Consider the following 22,310-nt stretch of genomic DNA (forward strand, 5'->3'; position numbering starts at 1 on the left):
AAGGGCAAGAACCTTTAAACGAATTACCGGAACCTGAACAAGAAATTACACCTATCATAGGCTGTGAGTTTCAAGTTTGTGAAGATCACACCAACAAATCTCAAAAAGACAACGGATACCAAATCGTAATGCTTGCCAAGAGCAAAAAAGGATATCTGAATTTGGCAAAAATGTCTTCGATTGCCTTTGTTTCCGGTAAGTACTATGTACCTCGTATCGATAAAAAAGTTATTGAGCAGTACAAGGAAGATGTTATGGTACTTACAGGAAACCTTTATGGTGAAGTTCCCAGTAAAGTATTGAATGTTGGCGAAAACCAGGCGGAGGAAGCATTAATTTGGTGGAAAGAAACTTTTGGTGATGACCTGTACATGGAAATCATGCGTCACGGACAGGAAGATGAAGACCGTGTAAACCAGGTACTGATAAAATTTGCAAAAAAGCACAATGTAAAGTTGGTTGCCACCAACAACACCTATTATGTAGAAAAAGAAAATGCACATGCGCATGATATTCTTCTTTGTGTAAAAGATGGTGAAAAACAGGCTACACCCATAGGTCGTGGTCGCGGGTATCGTTACGGGCTACCCAACCAAGAATACTATTTTAAGTCATCTGATGAGATGAAAGAGCTTTTCAAGGATATTCCGGAAGCCATCATCAACATTCAAGAAATCGTGGACAAGGTAGAGACCTTTACTTTGGCACGTGATGTACTGTTACCTGCCTTTGATATTCCTGAAGAGTTTCAATTTGAAGAAGATAAACTGGACGGTGGTAAGCGTGGTGAAAATAAATTTCTACGTCATATTACCTATGAAGGTGCCAAAAAAAGATACGGGGAAATTACTCCTGCAATTGATGAAAGGCTAGATTTTGAGCTTAAAGTAATTGAAAAAACAGGGTACCCTGGTTATTTCTTGATTGTGGAAGATTTCATTAGGGCCGCACGAGATATGGATGTATCCGTTGGTCCTGGTCGTGGCTCTGCAGCAGGTTCTGCCGTAGCTTATTGTTTATGGATTACGAATCTAGACCCTATTAAGTACGACCTACTTTTTGAGCGTTTCCTAAATCCGGATCGTGTAAGTATGCCCGATATTGATATTGACTTTGATGATGAAGGGCGTGGTCGTGTTATGGATTATGTAATTGACAAGTACGGCTCTAACCAAGTGGCACAGATTATCACGTATGGTACCATGGCTGCCAAATCTGCCATTAGAGATACGGCACGTGCTTTAGATTTGCCTTTGCAAGATTCTGATCGAATGGCAAAGTTGATTCCTGACATGTCTAAGCTAAAAAAGATAATTGGGGTCGATGAAAAGGTCTTACGCTCAAAGTTTAGATCGGAAGATTTAGAAAAAATAAACGAGCTTTTAGCGATTTCCGAAGGCGACGGTCCTGAATCGGAAACCTTGAACCAAGCATATGTTTTAGAAGGTTCCGTTCGTAATACCGGTATTCATGCCTGTGGAGTTATTATTACTCCAGATGATATTACCAAGTTCGTTCCTGTTGCCCTAGCCAAGGATTCTGAAATGTACTGTACCCAGTTTGACAACTCGGTCGTGGAAGATGCAGGATTGTTGAAGATGGATTTCTTGGGATTGAAAACGCTGACCTTGATAAAGGACACCGTTAAAATTGTAAAAGCGAAACACGGTGTTGAGCTAGACCCAGAGAATTTTCCTCTAGATGATGTAAAAACATACGAACTCTTTCAAAGAGGAGAAACTGTTGGGGTATTCCAATATGAATCTCCCGGCATGCAAAAACACATGAGATCGCTTAAACCAACGGTTTTTGCGGATCTTATTGCCATGAACGCCTTGTACCGTCCTGGCCCAATGGAATACATACCAAGTTTCATTGCCCGTAAACACGGTACTGAAGAAATTGTATATGACCTTGATGCAAACGAAGAATACCTAGCGGAAACCTACGGTATTACGGTATACCAAGAGCAAGTGATGCTCCTTTCGCAAAAACTGGCGGACTTTACTAAAGGTGAAGCCGATGTCTTGCGTAAGGCAATGGGTAAAAAGCAAAAGCACGTACTTGATAAAATGAAGCCAAAGTTCATTGAACAAGCTTCTGCCAAAGGACATGCGGTTGATAAACTGGAGAAAATATGGAAAGACTGGGAAGCATTCGCCGCCTACGCCTTTAACAAATCGCACTCTACTTGCTATGCTTGGATTGCCTACCAAACCGCATATTGCAAAGCCCACTACCCTGCCGAGTATATGGCTGCAGTATTGAGTAACAATATGAACGATATTAAGCAAGTTACCTTCTTCATGGAGGAATGTAAACGTATGGGCTTAGAAGTATTGGGTCCAGATGTAAACGAATCTTACTATAAGTTTGCCGTGAACGATGCCGGCGCCGTTCGTTTTGGCATGGGAGCCGTAAAAGGTGTTGGTCGTGGTGCGGTAGAAACCATCGTTGAGAACAGAAAAGAAGACGGACCCTATAAATCCGTTTTCGATTTTGCAAAACGTATAGACCTTCGCGCAGCCAATAAAAAAGCATTTGAAAGTTTAGCTGTGGCAGGTGGGTTCGATTCTTTTGGAGACACCCACAGAGCACAATATTTTCATAATGAAGGTGACGGAGTAACCTTTCTGGAAAAGACCATAAAGTATGGCGCTAAATTCCAAGAAAGCGAGAACTCAAGCCAAGTAAGTTTATTTGGTGATGCCAGCGAAGTGCAAATACCAGAACCTGTGGTACCACCATGTGAAGAATGGGGAACTATGGAGAAACTGCGCAGAGAAAAAGAAGTGGTTGGTATTTATATTTCAGGTCATCCCCTAGATGATTTCAAAACAGAGGTAAAAGCATTCTGCAATGCCAACATAGCATGTGTAAATGATTTGCCTACCTATGTAAATAGAGAACTCACCTTTGCCGCCGTAATTACAGATGTACAACATAGAGTTTCTAAAAACGGTAAAGGCTGGGCTGCTTTTACGATGGAAGATTACACAGACTCTTATGAGTTTCGGATTTTTGGAGAAGAATATTTAAAATTCAGGCACTTCTTAATGATCAACTCTTTTGCTTATGTAAAATTATTTGTTCGTGATGGATGGATGAACAAGGACACCGGTAAAAAAGGGGATCCAAGGATGCAGTTCAACAGTTTTATGTTGTTACAAGAAGTTATGGAAACCTATGCCAGAAAGCTCACGATAAAACTGAACATTGCCGATTTAAAAGAAGAGAAGGTTCGTACCCTTAAAGACACTTTCATAGACCACGTAGGAGAACATCCGGTTAATTTTATCGTTTATGAAATGGAAGAAAAAATTAAGGTTACACTAAACAGCAGGCGACAAAAAGTAAATATTTCAACCGAGTTATTACAACTTTTAGAGAAACAAGACGTTCATTTTAAACTGAATTAAAGCAGCAAGTATCATATTTGACTATTGAAATAGTAAAATTCACATATTAGAATCGCTAACTGTATTTTATGACCAGCGACTCTATGTAAGAAAAGAACTATATAAATATATAAATTAGCTTGATACCTGAATAGGCAAAACGAATTGCCAAGCTGTAAGGAAACAGAAGAATAATTGACTAAATTTGCATAATCAATAAAAGAAATTAAGATGGCATTAGAAATAACAGATGCTACTTTTGACGAGGTAGTATTAAAAAGCGATAAACCAGTAGTAGTAGATTTTTGGGCAGCATGGTGCGGTCCTTGTCGTATGGTAGGTCCTATCATTGACGAAGTTAGTACTGAATATGACGGCAAAGCTGTTGTTGGTAAAGTTGATGTAGATGCAAATCAAGAATTCGCCGCTAAATACGGGGTACGTAACATACCTACTGTATTAGTTTTTAAAGGTGGTGAAATTGTAAGCAGACAAGTAGGTGTATCACCTAAGAAAGTTTATACAGATGCTATAGACGCAGCTTTGTAAGCTTCATACACTTATATAAAATATAAAAAGAGCTGGCATATGCCAGCTCTTTTTATATGGGACAATTTTAATTATTACCATTCTTAAAGTTAAACCGTCTTTAGTATCTTTAGAATTGTGAATCTACAATCAGAATTAAACAAATCATCATTATTCTCTAACCTAGAGCTTCTTGCCAACCAAGTAGTAGAAGGGTTCATTAGCGGTATACACAGGAGTCCCTTTCACGGGTTTTCTGCTGAATTTGCCGAACATAAAATCTATAACAATGGTGAAAGCACCAAACATATAGATTGGAAACTCTTTGCGAAGACCGATAAGCTTTACACAAAGCGATATGAAGAGGAGACCAATTTAAGGTGCCACATGATATTGGACAACTCTGCGTCTATGTATTATCCACATGTAGATAATCTAAGCATCGATTCTTTAAATAAGATAGGGTTTAGCGTCTTGGCAATTGCTGCGCTCATGAACGTGCTTAAAAGGCAACGAGATGCCGTTGGGTTGAGTATTTATTCTGATACCTATAATTATTATGCTCCAGAAAAGGGAAGCGAGCGTCATTTTCAAATGTTATTGGCACAATTAAGTGCCGTTGGTGTGGCTAAAAATCCGCCAAAAGAGACAAATACCTACACCTATTTACATCAAATTGCAGAAAATATTAAACGTAGAAGTCTCATTTTTCTGTTTACCGACATGTTTCAAACCGAAAAAAACGATGATGAATTGTTCGAAGCGCTCCGTCATTTGAAATATAATAAGCACGATGTTGTACTTTTTCATCCGATGGATAAAAATCGTGAATTAAACTTCAATTTTGAAAATACACCCAAAAGATTTGTCGACGTAGAAACCAGCGAACATTTAGACTTATATGCTGATAACATTAAAGAAGCTTACAATGAACGCATTACAGCTTATTTATCTGACATAAAAATGAAATGCGCCCAATATAAAATCAAATATGTAGACATAGATATACACCAAGATTTCTCAAAAGTCCTCAATACTTTTCTCGTAGAAAGAAATAAATTCCTCTAGATTGAAAAAAAAGTAAAAAAAATGCTTGTGCAATTAAATAAACTACATATATTTGCACTCGCTAAACGCCACGGTCTGGTAGTTCAGTTGGTTAGAATACCGGCCTGTCACGCCGGGGGTCGCGGGTTCGAGTCCCGTCCAGACCGCAAAAAGCTCTCAAGAAATTGAGAGCTTTTTTCGTTTTAAATAAATAATAAGTCACCATACAACAACTTATTAAGAACGAGAAAATCTGTGCATTTTTCACATCTACTAAAACACACACATGGATGGTATTTTATACATCTTTATTACTTCAAAAAAACCAGAAGTAAAAACTTCAACATAAAGCTGACAAAAGAAAATAAACGAGGATTCAAATTTTAAAGATGAAAATGCCACTAACAATTTAATACCTTCTAAATCCTCTCAGATTTTTGCACATAATCCCTGTTAATATTTTGTATCCCAAAAAGCTTTCAAACCATATTCTTGTTTGATACTAGATTTAAAAAAGCACAAAACAACCAATTCTTGGTCAAAAATATTAATCGGGGATAAACCAAAAGACATCAAGAAATTTGAAAAAAGTTGGAAAAACATATTATTACTTTAATTGAAGTATACTTTACTTGCAACTCAATAGTTTAGTAATTAGTATGTAGAATATTTATCGGTTTTACATGACCGATAGTCTATTTTCTATAAATAAAACGAGTATTTTTCTACCTTTGAGTATGAAAATATCTTAAGATTACCAGTGAATTTTACCAATTCGCTTTATCTCAACCAATTTCCATTTTAGAATATATATACCAACCATGTAACTCCCTATTAAAGATGATGAGCAGATATTATTGTTTGTTTTTAGCCCTATTTCTATTATTCTCTTGCACAAAGGATGAAACAGATTCATTAGATACTGATGATAATGATAATCCAATTGGTAATGCCACTTTGGTTATTACTGTCTATGAAGAAAATACACCTGTTAATGAAGGTGTCACCGTTATAACATACCCACCCACTAAAACATTGTTGACCAATTCTTTTGGTCAAGTGGAAATAGAAGATATCCCGGCAGAAAAATATGATGTTTATGCATTTATAAAAAATTATGGTAGTGGCAAGGTAATTACCTCAGTGAAGGCTGATGAAATTACTTCAGTCGATCTAAAATTGATTATCGGACGTTTAATCGAACCATCCGCAACTATAACCTCTCCAGTTTCGGGTACAGGTTTCAGCGAAAATGAAGAAATTACCTTTACTGGCATTGTTACAGATAATAACACAGAAAATTCTAATTTGGCTTACGAATGGAGCAGTAATATAGATGGACCACTTGCGAATTCTATATTAGAAGATGATGGAAGCACATCCTTGAGCGTAAATTCATTAACTAAATCGGAACATTATATAACACTTTCCGCCACTAACCAACTAGGAATCGTGTCAAAGGATTCTATTCTCATAAACACTTTGGCGCCACCATTATTGCAATTATCTTCTACGAAAAATAGTGACTCTTCAATAAGTCTTAATTGGGGACAATTGCCTTCGGATATTGAAAAATTAGAAATAATTAGATATTCTGAATCTCAATTTTACGCTCATGAATTAGTCACTACAATTACAGATCAAGGTACTACTTTTTATAAAGATGAAGCTGTCCCGTTTTCGTCCGAAGTTAACTACTATATTAAGTACTATAATAGCTCAGGATATTCTCGTGAAAGTAATACTGTGACAAATGAAGGCGCATCAATTTTCAATATTCAACCACTACAAGCTGAAATTCACAACACTAAACCATTAATTTATATAAGAACACCAGATCAAAAAATCTTGGTTTTCAACTATGAGGAAATGGCTATTGTATCTGAAAAAACTTTTGAAGGAACAATAGGACAATTTGCAATCGGTAATAATGGTAGTGGCGAAGAGCTGTATGTTCCCAATAGTGATGGATGGATTTATATCTATGATTTGGAAACTTTAGAATACAAAGCGGTTATGAATGTTGGGTCACCTGTAGTTTCTGTAATAACCGATAATAATGGGCTTGTATTTTCTTCTTCTACACCTTCACCATGGTGGGAAGATCCCTTGAAAATATTTGACAGAAGTTCTTTAGAGTTATTAGATGGAGGAGGTGATTTTGACCGATGTATTCTTAAGCTACTTCCAAGCGGAAATGAAATTATTGAAATTACAACAAGCATAAGTCCTATTGACATGGATTACTATCGATTTGATTCTACAACAGGTATGATTTTAGAACACACTAACGATAGATACCATAGTGATCATCCGCTAAATGCTTATATTTTTGAAGTTGCCCCTAATAATAATTTTCTAGTCACATCATCTCAGGGTGCGGTTTATTCTGCGGATTCAAGTATGATTTTTTCTGGGGTACTCCCAAGAGGGTCCGGAACTTTTTCTGATTTTGAATTCAGTTCTGATGCAACGTACATTTATGCCGGACTAAGCAACGAAAAATCCATTTATACTTATGATAGTAGTACCCTAAACAAAACTGGAGAAATGGCTACAAAAGGCTATCCTATTTTCATGTTCAGGCGAGACAATACTATTATCTCACTAAGCTCACCAACCCAGTTTGACTTAAGTTATTCTTACTATTCCTATTATACTCCAAACAGTTTCGGTGTAGAGCTCATTAATTTACAATAAGTATTAAAGAAACATTAAACAAGATGTCTATTTTCAAAAAACTTCTTTTTTCATCCTTTTTCATGATATCGTTATTTTCATGCAATAAGGATGAACAAAGTTCAACAGTTTCTAATTCTCCTGAAGAGGAAGAAGTATCTTTAGACGACCCTTTTATAGAGACCCTTGAAGCTATCTCAACGGAGAACAATAAGTTTGTCACCCTGTCGGGAAGAGCTCTTGCGAATGACCAACAAGTATCAAGTCATGGATTTGAACAAGGTCTTGACAGTTTGCTTTCCTTCGATTTAAAAACTATAAACTTGGGTCCACTTCAGACCGATGGAATTTATCAGTTTGGTATTGAAGATTCACTTATAGTAAATGGGCGATATTTTTTTAAGGCATTTATTTCCTTTAATGGCAAAAAAAAATATGGTGAAGTACAATCTTTTTTATACAACAACGGTATGGCGCCCATGATTAATTCTGTTTCCCCTGAATTGGTTCATTTAGGGGATACTATTGCAATAAGAGGCGAGCACTTTGATGACAATACAACGCAGACCAAGATTAAATTTTCTGGAAATCAAAGTCAAATAGTATCGCTTACCGATTCCATAATAGAAAGTATTGTACCACAACACTTAAGTTTTCCCTCTCCAGAAATTATAGTCGAAAACTCTAACGGTTCTGGAACACTTTCAAACCTAAACCTTTACAAACCAGAAATCAACTCGGTTACTCCAAGTAATGGTATAATCGGTGATACTATTTCCATTATTGGCAACCATTTTGATTTACAATTGAGCGGAAATAAAGTGTTTATTGGTAATGCCCAAGCAGAGGTTATTGAAGCTTCGAGAACTATCATAAAAGCAATTGTTCCTAAAGAAGTACCATCGGCGACAGAGAAAATTAAAGTAATAGCACAAGTCCAAGAAGTAATCTATGAAGAAAATTTTCAATTGACTGCTCCGTCTATAAATAGCTTTAGTCCAGCTATGGCAACTTTCGGAGATCAGATTAGCATAATCGGAGATAATTTTGCTCTGCTCGCATCAGAGAACAAAGTATATTTTGATAATGTAGAAGCTAAAGTGGTTAATGCCAAAAAAGACGAAATTATTGTAATTGTACCTGATAACTTAGAAAAAAACACCAATAGTATAAGGGTTGCAGCACAATTTCAAGAAAACGTTGCACCTTTCAAATTCAATTTGACGCCGCCAGAAATAAGTGTGGTGCCTACAACTTCTTTCGCTAATAAGGAGCTAACTATAGAAGGAGCATATTTTCATCCTGACAAAAACATTAATATAGTTACGTTTGAGGATACGGAAGCGAAAATAATTTCAGGAAATCGTGATTCTTTGACTGTAACTGTACCCTGGGGACCTTATCCAAGAAGAAAAGCCAAGGTGAAAATTCAACTTTTAGATTTGGTCGTTGAACATGAAATTGATTTGACAATACTGGATAAATGGATTATGATATCGAACACTTTACCTTTCCATTATTATAGGTCCATCAACAATGCCGCCGTAGCTCAAGGTTCGGCTTTCGTTATAGCTCAAGACAAAAATGCAACTAGCGGAGAGGCATATCTTTGGAAATTAAATTCTGATAATTTGTCTTGGGAAAAAAGTAGTTTACCCTTTGATCCAAAATGGACAGGCAAGTTGATGACAAATGGTAACTTTCTGTATATGTATACCGCAAATACAACCAATGACTTTTGGCAGTATAACCCAAGCACTTCATCTTGGTCTCAAAAAAGTAGTTTTATAGGCAATAGAAGAGATGGTGCCGCACAGTTCTCTATAAATGGCGATGTATTTCTTGGAATAGGTTCAGATTTTGAACCTTACAGAGAAGTTGCTTATACCGATTTTTACAAATATAGTCCAACATCAGACTCTTGGACCGAAGTAAGTAGCTTACCATTCGATATATGGGGCGGACAAATCCGGACAGAGACCGCAAACTTTAGTATTGATGATATTGGTTACATCACGGGAGGGGCTAGAAATACCGGGGATTACGACTCTTGGTCTTATAAAGCAAGTACCGATACATGGACACAAATTGCTGATTTTCCTTATGCTGCAAATTATTCAGTTGGTTTTAACTTGAATGGATCGGGATATGTAAGTGGTGTTGGGTATAACGGTCTTGAATCTTGGAGGTATGATGCCGTTGCGGATGAATGGATACAGTCAGACGATACTGGGAAACCCCGAGCTGGTCATTTCTCATTTGAACTTAATGGCAGAGCTTATATTGGCGGAAGTGGGTGGCCCGTAGGATCAGGAGCTGATGCAGCTCAATTCGACTTATTTGAATACGTACCGGAGTGATATTAAGCTTTTAATTCAGAGTCTAAAAATGTTTATTACACAATACCTAAAACAGAAACTTATTTATAATTTTTTCTTGTAAAGGAAATTTTTAATATAATAGACACTTGATTATTCAAATACTAACCAAACTTAGATTTTCACTAAAAGTTTAGAGGGGGTAGAAAATTTAAAACAAAATACATATAGGCTTTTGATACAGATTTTCTCTAACAAGATTTCAAATATCGCCCAAACCGCAAAAAGCTCTCAAGAAATTGAGAGCTTTTTTTGTATACGTAAATTAGATTTTAATATTAGGCTAACGTAGATGAAAGAATTTTAATCTTAAGTTAATTTTCTACGGGTTCTCATCATTCGCTCTTGCATAATTTTAGCATATAGAATTTGATTCTCTTCAATTTGTTTTTCCAATGAAGAAACTTCATTTGTAGAACTTTCCTCTTTTTCGTGTATCTCTTTACATGTACTATCAATAGTTAAATCATTTAATAATGAATTCAATTCATTAGAAACCGAATTTTCAGAAAGAGGTTGCGTGCTCACTTTTTTAGCACTTGACTTAAATAGATTTAAAAACATAAGGCGATAAGATTTTGGGTTATATACAAAACGACCCAAATATGATAAAAGTATAAATTACGTAATCTTTTTCTTACTTATAATAAAAATTACCTTGAAGCACTAAATGATTATTTGGTTACATTTTAAGCCTTAGAGCATCATAAACCTTTATGATATTCATATTTTAGCTCACATATAAATACTAGAAGAGCAAAAACAGTGTTTCCTAATTACAGAATCTACTTTTAGACCCTATGTCAAAAAATTGGTACGTACTTTATGTAAAACCTAAAAATGAAAAGAAAGTAGCCGAGAGGTTATCCGCTAATCATGTAGATGTCTATTGCCCAATGATCAAAGAAGTAAAGCAATGGAGCGATAGAAAAATGACTATTGAAGTTCCACTTTTTACCTCATATGTATTTGTAAATATTTCAGAATGTGAAAGACAAATAGTATTTGATGCTCCTGGGGTGGTCCGTTATTTATACTGGTTAGGAAAACCTGCAGTGATTCGAGAAAATGAAATAGACGAATTGAAAAAATGGTTAAATAACGACCAAGTAGAAAACTACACCCTAACTACATTAGAACCTGGAGACAAAATATCAATTAAATATGGTGCTCTAAAAAATAAAAAAGCTGAGATTATTGAAATAGGAAAAAGCCGAGTGCGTCTAATTTTAGAAGGTATGGGTGTTGTTCTTAATATGAAGATTAAAGATCTTGCTTAATCAAGTTAAACTTAATTATTACAAATTCGCAAACAATAGAATTCTATAATTTCAATCTTAGAAATAGTACATTGAACACCAATATTTACACTAAATAACTTTTCATTTCATATAAATTAGTAGATTTTGTAAGAATACTACTATATAATTCATAAACCAATTACTACTTCACATTAAAAGGTAATAATTACAACTACTTATTAATAGAAATAATTACTTATATTTCACATTAATTTATGTAATTCATAATTTATTGATTCGTTAACACTAAATTTTGGAATGCAACTTTAAGCAACTTATGTTTGCTATTCAATATTCCCTCCCCCGTATAAATTTTAAGAAGTATTAGGTAGACTTCGACTTTTCAATTTCTAACCAGAAGTTAGTCCAACATTATGTGACTGACAACGCGGAGCGCTACATTAAAATTAAAATCTATCATTTTATTATTATCAATAACTTAATAATAAAGCACTGCAGTTTTATACCTTTCATTTTAAAATTAAAGCTAGATTATTAGTCGTTTAACCCCAAATAAATAATAAGGTGTAATGAAAAAATCATTTTTTGTCATCCCTCTATCATTTATGACTCATATAATGATTATCAATATCACATTATATGTATTTACACCTATCACTTATTTAAATATATTCAGTGTCTTATATTTTAATCTATCTTGGTTCTTCATTACTTATAGTTTAGATTTTTATCCCACTGCAAGAAGAGAAAGCTTTACAACTAGCCTTAAAATATTTTTTAAACTCTATATATTATTTGGTCTTGTATACTTCACATCATTTGCTTTTCTAAAACCATATCCGTACGCCTGGCAGTACCTATTATTGGTCTATATGATTATTTGTGCCTTACTAATGGCATTTAGAATTGTATTTTATTGGACAAGGAACTTAATAAGAAGCAAAGAATATGTTCATACAAGAACAGTGGTTATTGGAAGAGACAAAAATCTCAAAAAAATTCGGCGCATTTTTGACATCCCTAAATATGGCTACAGATATATGGGATATTTTGATAATTCAAAATCAAAAAGCCCAACCTACTTAGGCACCATTGAAAACAGCTATGACTATATATTCAAAAATAATGTTGAAGAAGTCTATTGTTTGGCTTCCCGTTTAAGCAAAGATGAAATAAAGCATCTTATGAACATCGCTGACAATAGCTTAAAAAAAATTAAAATTATACCAGACAATAAAGAGCTGTTTTCAAGAGCAATGTCTATAGAACTTTATGATACCGTACCGGTATTAAATTTAAGAGCCTCCCCATTAGATATGGAATATTCAAACCTTATTAAACGGGCGTTTGATATTATTTTTTCACTGTTGGTAATGGTATTGATACTTTCATGGTTAATACCGATAATTTATGTTTTAATGAAAATTGATTCTAAAGGACCTTTGTTTTTTAAACAAAAAAGACATGGTGTCAATAAAAATACGTTTTGGTGCTACAAGTTTAGATCAATGACCAAAAGTGATGATAGTGACACTAAAATGGCTACAAAAAATGATATGCGTGTTACCAAGCTAGGTAGAATTTTAAGAAAAACCAGTATAGATGAGCTTCCTCAATTTTTTAATGTACTTAAAGGCGATATGAGCATTGTGGGACCAAGACCACATATGGAAGTGCACACCAAAAAATACGAAACTTCAGTTGAGAAATATTTGGTACGCCATTTTCTAAAACCGGGCATTACCGGTTTAGCACAAGTAAAAGGATACCGCGGAGAAATAATTCATAAATCAGATATTGTCAATAGAGTACGTTATGATATTTTCTATATGGAAAAATGGTCTGTTTTATTTGATATTTATATAATTATACGTACCGTCACTAACATATTTTTTAATGATAAAAAGGCTTACTGATTATCATAATAACCTTTTACTTATGTTTAATATTGCATAAGACAAAACACTATATACCTAAACATGAAACCATTATTTAATTCTAAGAGAATATTAGTTTTTCTTCTTCTTCCGTTAATTTTCTCATGCTCCCGCAGAAATTTGGGCTATTTCAGCAATTACGGCGATGAAAAATTACTTACAGAAGACATTACATTAAAACCTAAACAACCTCAAATCCAATCAGGAGATTTATTACAAATTACAATAAGCGATGCCAATCCGGCCGCAGCTGCCCCTTTTAATCGGATTTCATCGAATAATGCATCAAGCAACGAATCATCTACAAGCTCACAAGAAGGGTACTTGGTAGATGAAAACGGCATTATAGATTTCCCAATTTTAGGTAGAATAAAGATTGGCGGGCAAACAAAGGCTGAAGCCAAATTAAGTTTAACCAACTTACTGACCAATTACCTAGGAAATCCAATGGTAACTATTCGTTACCTCAACTACAGAATAACGGTATTAGGTGAGGTTAATAATCCTAGCACTTTCTTAGTACCTTCAGAACGTATTAACTTAATAGAAGCTTTGGGCTTGGCCGGTGATTTGACAATTTATGGAAAACGAGAGAATATTAAGATTATTAATGAAGCTAACGGTGTACGCACCATTGCTCAATTAGACTTGAATGACAAGGCTATTTTAGATTCTCCATATTTTTATTTACAACCCAATGATATTGTTTATGTTGAACCGGTAACTGCTCGAAAAGATCAATCTAGCCTAACCAGATCTAATATTACACTTATATTAGGTGTTATAACGGCCGCATCTTTAGTGTTAATAAATTTTAGATAGACCTCAATCCCTATGTTTGAACTCAATTCAAGTACTGGCAATTCAGATAATGCCAGCCTAAGAGATTTTTTAGCTTCTTATATTAAATATTGGTATCTCTTTGTTATCGGTGTAGTTCTGTGTATTACTGCAGCCTTTTTGTATTTAAGATATAAAGCCATACCTCAATATCAAATTACCGGTACAGTTTTAATTAAAGATAAGGATAAAGGATCCTCTACAACTTCTGAGCAGTCTTTGGGGGATTTAGGTTTGGTAAAACCTTCTTCAAATATTGAAGATCAAATAGGTATTATTACCTCTTCCTATTTTATGGAAAAGGTATTGGAAGAGTTAGCACTAAATGTAAGTTATAGTGTTGAGGGGAAAGTTAAAGACATTGACATATACTGGAAAAACCTACCTTTTTATCTTTTCACCAGTAAAGAATCGCAGCCCACTTCTAGCTTACCCTTAATTATCACGCCTATTGATTCATTAAGTTTCAACTTAAATAGTACCATTGCTACAACAGAGGTGCAAGCCGGTACTTACCAATTTGGCGACACCATTTACTCCGGTAAAAAATATTTTCAAATTCTTAAAAACCCACATTACTCAAATGAATATTTAGATAAAACCCCAATACAGACCACGTTTACCAATATTGAAGATGTTGCCATGAACTATAGTGGGCAATTAGTGGTAGAATCGGTAAATAAAACAGGTAGTTTATTAGCTTTAAGTTTACTAGACCCTATACCACAAAGGGGTAAAGATGTTTTACAAACACTTATAGAACTCTATGCCGAAGAATCGGTCAAATACCAAAATCAATTAGCTATTGGTACTATTGAAATTATAGATGAACGGCTAAAATTATTGACCGGTGAAATTACAAGTGTGGAAAATGATGTGGCAACCTACAAACAACAAAATGATCTTACCAATATAAGTTCAGATGCTGCAGTATATTTACAAAGCGCACAGATAGCGAATAGACAACTAGAAGAATACCAAACCCAAATAGATATCTTAAACTCCATTGAAAGTTATTTAAGACAGAACGGTGATGAAAGATTGGTACCCAGCTCCCTAAACATTCAAGACCCTACCTTATCTGGTTTAATTTCTCAATTTAACTCCAAACAATTGGAGCGAAAAACACTTGTGCGTACCACACCGGCAGATAACCCTTTGGTAGTTTCCCTAGACAGAACTTTAACAGATCTTAGAATAGATATTTTAGAAAACCTTAGAAATATTAAAGATGGTCTACTAATTGCACAAAAAAATGTTCAGGCTAATTCTTATAGAGCTCAAGCCAAAATAGCAAAAGTGCCTACCGCAGAACGTGCTTTACAAACCATCAATAGAGATCAGGGCATCAAACAAGACCTGTATCTGTATTTACTTCAAAAAAGAGAAGAAGAAGCATTATCATTAGAAGCACCAATTTCAAATACACGTATAGTAGATCCACCTAAGGCAGGTCGTTTTCCGGTAAGCCCTAATAAAACCTCTATTTATTTAGGCGCCTTAATTTTGGGTCTATTTATTCCATTCTCTTTTGTTTTTGCCAAAGACCAATTAAACAATAAAATTTCTGGAATAGGTGATATAGAAAAATTGACTAACGCACCCTTATTAGGTCAAATTTCGCATAACATAAATCGTAAAAATCTAATTGTTCATAAAAACAATACTAGTGCCATTGCAGAATTATTCCGGCTTATGCGATTTAACTTGAGTTATTTGACTATAAAAAAGGCAAATAAGGTTTTACTGGTAACCTCTAGTAATGCCGGCGAAGGAAAAACTTTTTTCACCATCAATTTTGCAGCTAGTTTGGCCCTTAGCGGAAAAAAGGTGGTTGCTTTAAGTTTTGATCTTAGGGCCCCTAAGTTATTGGAACGTTTAGGCTTAAAAGAAAGCATTGGTATCACAGATTATATCGTTGATCAAAAATGGACAAGTAAAGACCTATTGGTCAGCGTGCCAAACTATGAAAATTTAGATGTTATAGGTTCTGGACCTATACCCGCTAATCCAGGTGAACTTATGCTTCATGATAGAATAGCTACATTAATAGAAGAACTCAAGCAAAACTATGATCATATTGTTCTAGATTCTGCACCTATAGGTAAAGTAGCCGATGCTTTTGCTTTTGTGCCTAATATAGACGCTACTGTCTTTATAGTAAGACAAGATTTTTCGCTCAAGAAAGATGTTAAAATTTTAAATGACATACATAGTAAGTACAAATTAAGAAATATGATGGTGGTACTTAATGATACTAATGCTAATGAAAATTATGGGTATAAATCTTAATTCGTTTATTATAATTTAATTAAAAAGTGTTTAATCTAATAAGAAATCAATTACAGGTTTATTCAAAAAAAGCAAATTTAAAGCCAGTTGGCCAGGTTTTAAGTTCACAATTAATATTACAAGCTTTAAGCTTTGGAATTGGAATTATACTAGTCAGAGAATTACCTAAAACCGAATATGCGATTTATTCTATATTAACATCTATTTTAGCTATTCTTTCGATTTTATCAACATCTGGCATAATGATAGGGTTCACAAAAATTGGTGGTGAAATTTGGAATGATATACCAAAATTATCATCTTTAATTAAAACAGCATCATCAATAAGAGTGTACCTAACTGCAGGAGCATTTTTAATTTCTGGTATTTATGGTTATATCTTACTATCCGAGCAAAATATTTCATTACCTCAAATTATCTTTTTTTTAATTTGTGTTTTATTAGTAGTTATACCGGAGATATTCAAAGCATTTATTTCTGAAGCCTTATTATTAAGAAAAGAAATATTCACAGTACAGGTAGTTCAACTTTTAATTCAAGCTTCCCGCCTATTATCTTTAGGCTTAATATTTTTATTTTATAAGGAATTACTTTCTATAAGTTTAGTTCTAATTATAACTGTTGTTAGCACGTGGATCGGTTATTTTTACATTAAAAATAAAAGCGCACACCTTTTTGACACAAAAGCTCAAATAGATGTAGAATATAAAAAAACATTATTACATTACATAAAGCTTATTTGGCATAATGAGTTATTTTTTGCATTTCAAGGGCAGATATCAATATTTCTAATAGGAATTTTCTCAACATCAAATAGCTTAGCAGACCTAGGTGCCCTTAGTAGATTCTCAATTATTTTTAATGTATTGGCTTCATTAATTGGTAACATATATGGACCAAAATTTGCAATCAACCAAAATATAAAACATTTAAAAAAACAATTTTATCAATTAGTAATATTATTGCTAGTTTCATCTGTCTTCATTCTAAGTATAGCTAACATTTTTCCAAATTTATTCTTGTGGGTGTTAGGACCAAAATACAGTGAATTGAATATAGAGTTGAGTTTAGTTCTAATATTGGGGTCTCTAAACTTAATGGTTACAGGTATTTCTTCACTAAATCAAACGAAAGGTTGGATTAAATATAGAACCTATTTTGAGATACCAATGAATATTGTTGTTTTAGCTTGTGGTATTTATGTATTGGATATAAGTAATTTAAAAAATATCTTATACCTATCAATATTAGTTTCATGTGCAAATATCATACTTTGTATTACAAATAGTGTCTATGGATTTAAAACCTATCTTAAAACTTAGAGTTATATCAATGGATTTGAAAAATTCACTACTACAAACCTTTTTAAAATCCTCAACATGCAAAAATTAATTCAAAAGACAGGCTTTTATATTAAAAAAAAAAATCTTGCAATCTGTTTCTCTTCCGTTAGAAAATTTTTTTTGCGCGTATTAGGCATGAAAATTGGTTCGAATACCTTAATTCCAAAATTGCATATTACCTGGCCGCACCACGTTAAATTAGGCAATAATTGCCAATTAGAAGAAAACATATATTTTAAACACGATGGTGTATGGGGGAAAGGATTTTCTATCATTATTGATGACAATGTATTTATAGGATCTAACTGTGAATTTAATATTACTGAACGAATTGAAATTGAAAAAGATTCTAAAATAGCTTCAGGCTGCAGGTTTATTGACCATAACCATTCTACCCAACTAATCCCTAAACAAGAGCGTCAAATTGATACTTCCAGTAAAATTAAATTATACGAAGATGTTTGGTTAGGCGTAAATGTTGTAGTGTTAATGGGAGTAGAAATTGGCAAAAGTGCTATAGTAGCCGCAGGAGCCGTTGTAACAAAATCTATTCCAAAAAACGAGATTTGGGCTGGCGTTCCTGCTAAAAAAATAGGAGAAAGACATTAAACTTTAAACAATTTAATTTATGAAAAGAATATTAGTAACAGGCGGAGCCGGTTTCGTGGGTTCACATTTATGTGAAAGATTACTAAAAGAAGGGCATGAAGTAATTTGTATGGATAACTATTTTACGGGTAGAAAAAGTAAAATTCTTCATCTAATGGATAATCCCTTTTTTGAAATCATAAGGCATGATATCACCATGCCATACTTTGTAGAAGTAGATGAAATATATAATTTAGCATGCCCAGCTTCACCGGTTCACTATCAACATAACCCTATTAAAACTATTAAAACCTCTGTTTTAGGCGCTATTAACATGCTTGGACTCGCAAAACGTGTGGGAGCAAAAATTTTACAGGCATCTACCAGTGAAGTCTATGGCGACCCTGAATTACATCCACAGCCAGAGCATTATTGGGGGCATGTTAACCCCATAGGTATACGCTCTTGTTATGATGAAGGTAAACGTTGTGCAGAATCGTTGTTTGTAAACTATCATGAATCTAATGGTGTAGATGTGAAAATTATTAGAATTTTCAACACCTACGGTCCAAAAATGGAGCCAGATGATGGTCGTGTTGTATCTAATTTTATAATGCAAGCGTTACAAGGAGAAGACATTACCATTTTTGGCGATGGTAAGCAAACTAGAAGTTTTCAATATGTGAGTGATTTAGTAGAAGGAATGATTCAAATGATGGCAACGGAAAAAGATTTTATAGGACCCGTAAACATAGGCAATCCAGTAGAATTTACTATGATAGAATTAGCTGAAAATGTAATAGAATTAACAAAAAGTAAATCAAAAATAATTCACTTACCTCTACCTCAAGATGACCCTACACAAAGGCAACCAGATATTAGTTTAGCTTTTGAAAAATTAAATGGGTGGCAACCAAAGGTTCCTCTAAAAAAAGGGCTGGTGGATACTATAGCCTATTTTGATCAATTAATAAAAAATTAGAATTTGTCAAAACTAAATATAGTTTTTATTTGCGGTTCTTTAGAACCCGGCAAAGATGGTGTTGGAGATTACACTCGAAGATTGGCATCCGAAATAATAAGACAAGGAAACATAGCTAGTATTATAGCTTTAAACGACACTTTTTGTAAGACAATAAAAAAAGAAAACCAAATTAGTGACACCATTAGTGTTTCAACTTTACGTCTAAGTTCTACTAATTCTATAGATAAAAGAATTTATCAAGCGAAGTGTTGGGTAAACGAAAGAAATGTAGATTGGGTTAGTTTGCAATATGTACCTTATTCCTTCAGTGCAAAAGGTATTCCATTAAACTTAGCTACACAATTAAGAAAAATAGCCAATTACCAAAAGTGGCATATCATGTTTCATGAATTAGCTGTTGGCATCGAAAATGAAGCTAGTATTAAACATAGGCTAATTGGAAAAATACAATTCCACGTCATAAAATCTTTAAGAAAAAAATTAAAACCACAAGTTGTACATACACAAACACAGCTATATTTAAAGCTTTTAGATAATCTTAATTTTAAAGTATCGCTTTTACCGTTATTTTCAAATATTCCAATCAAAAATTTAAAGCCTAACGGTAAAGGCATTAAATCAAAACTTAGAAATGAAATTGTATTAGTCCTATTTGGTGGTATTCATAGCAATGTACCATTTGAAAATTTTACAATTGAAGCAGCTTCCTATTCAAAAACAAAAAATATACCTATTTCTTTACTTACGTTAGGGCGGAACGGCAATGAACTTATAAAGTTGATAAATTGTGCTAAAAAGCAAAAATTAGAAATCAGAAATATGGGAGAACAAACCTTTTCCAATATATCTAAAATATTGTCAAGTTCAACTATTGGCATTACAACAACACCATTAGCATTAGTAGAAAAAAGTGGATCTGTTGCTGCCATGCTCGCCCATAAACTTGATATTATCTGTGTTTCTAGAGATTGGAATATGAAAGACCCTAATATTCTGGAAATTAAAAACATCTACAATTACAAAAAAGGAAATCTTGAAGCTATTATATTAAAAATTATGAAGAATATTAAAATTAATAATAAACCAAAAGGCAATTTGGTATCTCAAGTTGCACATTCATTTTTAACCAGTTTAGAAAGTAAATAATGTAATGGCCACTCTTAATTATTTATATAAAAACAGAGCGAAATTCCCAATAGGCTCTAAACAATTTGTAAGGGCATGGGCAAAACGTGTAATTTCACTACCAGAATTACTTAGAAAAAATAGAAGAAGAAAATCTCTTATCCGAAAAGGAGCTATAATTTCGAAAACCGCTGAAATAGGTGAAATTCAAATAGGCGGACCTAAAACATTATTTAAAGTTGGTTCTTTTTCTTTTTTAGGAAAAGTAAATATCTCCCTTCACCATGAGCTTCATATTGGCAATAATGTATGCATTAATGATGGTGTAGAAATACTAACGGCATCTCATGATGTAGAAGATCCTTTATGGCAACATATCAAAGCAAAAGTTACCATTGAAGATTATGTTTGGATTGGTACCGGAGCATTAATATTACCAGGTGTTACTTTGGGTAATGGTTGTGTGGTAGGAGCAAGAGCCGTAATATCTAAATCTGTTGCTCCAGGTCAAATTGTTGTTGGAAATCCAGCAAAACCAGTTTCAAAAAAAAGAAGTAAAAATTTAAATTACAATCCATGTGAGTTTCTAGTGCCAAATCGCGCTTGGCTAGTGGGATAAATCAATATTATTATGAAAGTTATATTTTCTAACATTACCAACAATACATTTGCTCGTTCTGCCGCTTTAGGTTTGACCAAAGCCAAGCTAATGGCTAAATACTACACTACCATTGCAGTATTTGAAGGTAATTTTTGGGACAGATTAAGTTCTATAACTAAATTACAAGAAATACAACGCAGAAGGTTTGATCCTATTTTAGAACCATACGTTAACACCAGACCATGGCGTGAAATAGGTAGACATATAGCTAGTAAAGCCAAAATATCGAGCTTAACAAAACATGAGACTGGCTTCTTCAATGTTGATTCTGTAAGTAAAGAATTACACCAAAGAGTTGCAAAAAATTTAAAAAAAGCTTTAGATACCGGAGTTCAAGGTGTATATAGTTATGAAGACATGGCACTGTATTCTTTTAGAGAAGCAAAAAAGCATAGCATAAAATGTTTATACGACCTACCCATAGGTTACTGGAGAGAAGCACACCGGCTTTTAAAAATTGAACAATCTGCATGGCCAGATTGGGCTTCAACTTTAACCGGATTTAACGACTCAAAAAACAAACTGGCAAAAAAAGATGAAGAACTTGAGTTAGCAGATGCCATTTTTGTTGCTAGTACTTTTACCGCAAATAGTTTAAAAGCCTACCCTGGTAAACTAGGACCAATACACATTGTACCTTATGGTTTTCCTCCAGTTATAGATAAGCCTAGAGATTATAAAAAAGATAATTCTAGAAAACTAAGGCTTCTTTTTGTAGGTGGCTTGTCTCAAAGAAAAGGAATTGCGAATCTATTTAAAGCCGTAGAAGGTTTAGATAAAGATATAGCGCTTACCATTGTAGGGTATAAAGCTAGCCAAAATTGTAGTCCATTGAACGAAGCATTAAAAAAACATAACTGGATACCAACTTTACCCCACGATAAAGTTTTAGAACTCATGCAGCAAAATGACGTTTTAGTTTTTCCTTCATTATTTGAGGGTTTTGGACTAGTTATGACAGAAGCAATGTCTCAAGGAACACCAGTAATTACTACAGACCGAACTGCAGGCCCTGATATCATGACTCATAATAAAGACGGCTGGCTTATTGAAGCAGGTTCAACCAAAGCTTTGAGAGAGCAAATTGAATATCTAATTGCCAACCCAGAAAAGATTGAAGCAGCTGGAAAAGCTGCTATTGAAACAGCTAAAAATTGGACATGGGATGACTATGGTAGAAAATTAACAGAAGCGATTGAACGTACTCTTGGTAGCTAAATTACATTTATGTCTAAAAAAATAATATT

Annotated in this window: 16 protein-coding genes and 1 tRNA gene; 16 read left to right on the top strand and 1 reads right to left on the bottom strand. The window is 33.9% G+C overall.

Going from position 1 to position 22,310, the window contains the following annotated elements; translation table 11 throughout:
* The 6 genes from dnaE to ABJI11_RS04970 form a co-directional block, all read left to right on the top strand.
* Positions 1-3,419: DNA polymerase III subunit alpha (dnaE, locus tag ABJI11_RS04945; RefSeq protein ID WP_348349965.1), on the top strand; the 3,419-nt coding region annotated here is incomplete at its 5' end.
* A gap of 210 nt (positions 3,420-3,629) precedes the next feature.
* Complete coding sequence (gene trxA, locus ABJI11_RS04950; protein ID WP_024481982.1) at positions 3,630-3,947, top strand: thioredoxin; 318 nt, start codon at positions 3,630-3,632, stop codon at positions 3,945-3,947.
* 117 nt (positions 3,948-4,064) lie between these two features.
* Complete coding sequence (locus ABJI11_RS04955; protein WP_348349966.1) at positions 4,065-4,994, top strand: DUF58 domain-containing protein; 930 nt, start codon at positions 4,065-4,067, stop codon at positions 4,992-4,994.
* A 72-nt stretch (positions 4,995-5,066) separates the two neighbouring features.
* A tRNA-Asp gene (locus tag ABJI11_RS04960) sits at positions 5,067-5,140 on the top strand.
* Positions 5,141-5,813: 673 nt separating this feature from the next.
* A complete protein-coding gene (locus ABJI11_RS04965; protein WP_348349967.1) occupies positions 5,814-7,673 on the top strand; it encodes a hypothetical protein in 1,860 nt (619 codons plus the stop codon).
* A 62-nt stretch (positions 7,674-7,735) separates the two neighbouring features.
* Entirely contained in the window at positions 7,736-10,012 is a 2,277-nt protein-coding gene (locus ABJI11_RS04970) for an IPT/TIG domain-containing protein (RefSeq protein WP_348349968.1), read from the top strand.
* A gap of 327 nt (positions 10,013-10,339) precedes the next feature.
* Here ABJI11_RS04970 and ABJI11_RS04975 read toward each other — a convergent pair whose 3' ends face one another.
* A complete protein-coding gene (locus ABJI11_RS04975) occupies positions 10,340-10,594 on the bottom strand; it encodes a hypothetical protein (RefSeq protein WP_348349970.1) in 255 nt (84 codons plus the stop codon).
* 236 nt (positions 10,595-10,830) lie between these two features.
* Here ABJI11_RS04975 and ABJI11_RS04980 point away from each other — a divergent pair, with 236 nt between their 5' ends.
* The 10 genes from ABJI11_RS04980 (at position 10,831) to ABJI11_RS05025 (ending at position 22,281) form a co-directional block, all read left to right on the top strand.
* On the top strand, positions 10,831-11,310 hold the full coding sequence (locus ABJI11_RS04980; RefSeq protein ID WP_348349972.1) for a UpxY family transcription antiterminator: 480 nt from the start codon (positions 10,831-10,833) through the stop codon (positions 11,308-11,310).
* 551 nt (positions 11,311-11,861) lie between these two features.
* Positions 11,862-13,208, top strand: coding sequence for an undecaprenyl-phosphate glucose phosphotransferase (locus ABJI11_RS04985; protein ID WP_348349974.1), 1,347 nt, complete (start codon positions 11,862-11,864; stop codon positions 13,206-13,208).
* Between the two features lie 63 nt (positions 13,209-13,271).
* Positions 13,272-14,051 carry a polysaccharide biosynthesis/export family protein gene (locus tag ABJI11_RS04990; RefSeq protein ID WP_348349976.1) on the top strand — a complete coding sequence of 260 codons (780 nt, stop codon included), beginning with the start codon at positions 13,272-13,274 and terminating at the stop codon, positions 14,049-14,051.
* A gap of 12 nt (positions 14,052-14,063) precedes the next feature.
* Positions 14,064-16,361 (top strand): polysaccharide biosynthesis tyrosine autokinase, encoded by a 2,298-nt coding sequence (locus ABJI11_RS04995; RefSeq protein ID WP_348349978.1) that lies wholly within the window; start codon positions 14,064-14,066, stop codon positions 16,359-16,361.
* A gap of 26 nt (positions 16,362-16,387) precedes the next feature.
* Complete coding sequence (locus tag ABJI11_RS05000) at positions 16,388-17,683, top strand: hypothetical protein (protein ID WP_348349980.1); 1,296 nt, start codon at positions 16,388-16,390, stop codon at positions 17,681-17,683.
* A 57-nt stretch (positions 17,684-17,740) separates the two neighbouring features.
* Positions 17,741-18,313 carry an acyltransferase gene (locus ABJI11_RS05005; protein ID WP_348349981.1) on the top strand — a complete coding sequence of 191 codons (573 nt, stop codon included), beginning with the start codon at positions 17,741-17,743 and terminating at the stop codon, positions 18,311-18,313.
* A gap of 19 nt (positions 18,314-18,332) precedes the next feature.
* Positions 18,333-19,274: a UDP-glucuronic acid decarboxylase family protein gene (locus ABJI11_RS05010; RefSeq protein ID WP_348349983.1), complete on the top strand. Its 942-nt coding sequence runs from the start codon at positions 18,333-18,335 to the stop codon at positions 19,272-19,274.
* Positions 19,275-19,277: 3 nt separating this feature from the next.
* The gene (locus ABJI11_RS05015; protein WP_348349985.1) at positions 19,278-20,423 is read left to right on the top strand and encodes a hypothetical protein; all 1,146 of its coding nucleotides are present in this window, start codon (positions 19,278-19,280) and stop codon (positions 20,421-20,423) included.
* Between the two features lie 4 nt (positions 20,424-20,427).
* Entirely contained in the window at positions 20,428-21,021 is a 594-nt protein-coding gene (locus ABJI11_RS05020) for an acyltransferase (RefSeq protein WP_348349987.1), read from the top strand.
* Between the two features lie 12 nt (positions 21,022-21,033).
* Complete coding sequence (locus ABJI11_RS05025) at positions 21,034-22,281, top strand: glycosyltransferase family 4 protein (RefSeq protein WP_348349989.1); 1,248 nt, start codon at positions 21,034-21,036, stop codon at positions 22,279-22,281.
* Positions 22,282-22,310 lie beyond the last annotated feature (29 nt).

It is taken from the genome of Maribacter sp. (genome assembly GCF_039968975.1).
Lineage (GTDB): Bacteria > Bacteroidota > Bacteroidia > Flavobacteriales > Flavobacteriaceae > Maribacter.

What these genes read in the sequence shown, in the direction of transcription:
- trxA (WP_024481982.1), top strand. Translation starts at nt 3,630, where the DNA reads ATGGCATTAGAAATAACAGATGCTACTTTTGACGAGGTAGTATTAAAA.
- ABJI11_RS04965 (WP_348349967.1), top strand. Translation starts at nt 5,814, where the DNA reads ATGATGAGCAGATATTATTGTTTGTTTTTAGCCCTATTTCTATTATTC.
- ABJI11_RS04970 (WP_348349968.1), top strand. Translation starts at nt 7,736, where the DNA reads ATGATATCGTTATTTTCATGCAATAAGGATGAACAAAGTTCAACAGTT.
- ABJI11_RS04975 (WP_348349970.1), bottom strand. Translation starts at nt 10,594, where the DNA reads ATGTTTTTAAATCTATTTAAGTCAAGTGCTAAAAAAGTGAGCACGCAA.
- ABJI11_RS04980 (WP_348349972.1), top strand. Translation starts at nt 10,831, where the DNA reads ATGTCAAAAAATTGGTACGTACTTTATGTAAAACCTAAAAATGAAAAG.
- ABJI11_RS04985 (WP_348349974.1), top strand. Translation starts at nt 11,862, where the DNA reads ATGAAAAAATCATTTTTTGTCATCCCTCTATCATTTATGACTCATATA.
- ABJI11_RS04990 (WP_348349976.1), top strand. Translation starts at nt 13,272, where the DNA reads ATGAAACCATTATTTAATTCTAAGAGAATATTAGTTTTTCTTCTTCTT.
- ABJI11_RS04995 (WP_348349978.1), top strand. Translation starts at nt 14,064, where the DNA reads ATGTTTGAACTCAATTCAAGTACTGGCAATTCAGATAATGCCAGCCTA.
- ABJI11_RS05005 (WP_348349981.1), top strand. Translation starts at nt 17,741, where the DNA reads ATGCAAAAATTAATTCAAAAGACAGGCTTTTATATTAAAAAAAAAAAT.
- ABJI11_RS05010 (WP_348349983.1), top strand. Translation starts at nt 18,333, where the DNA reads ATGAAAAGAATATTAGTAACAGGCGGAGCCGGTTTCGTGGGTTCACAT.
- ABJI11_RS05020 (WP_348349987.1), top strand. Translation starts at nt 20,428, where the DNA reads ATGGCCACTCTTAATTATTTATATAAAAACAGAGCGAAATTCCCAATA.
- ABJI11_RS05025 (WP_348349989.1), top strand. Translation starts at nt 21,034, where the DNA reads ATGAAAGTTATATTTTCTAACATTACCAACAATACATTTGCTCGTTCT.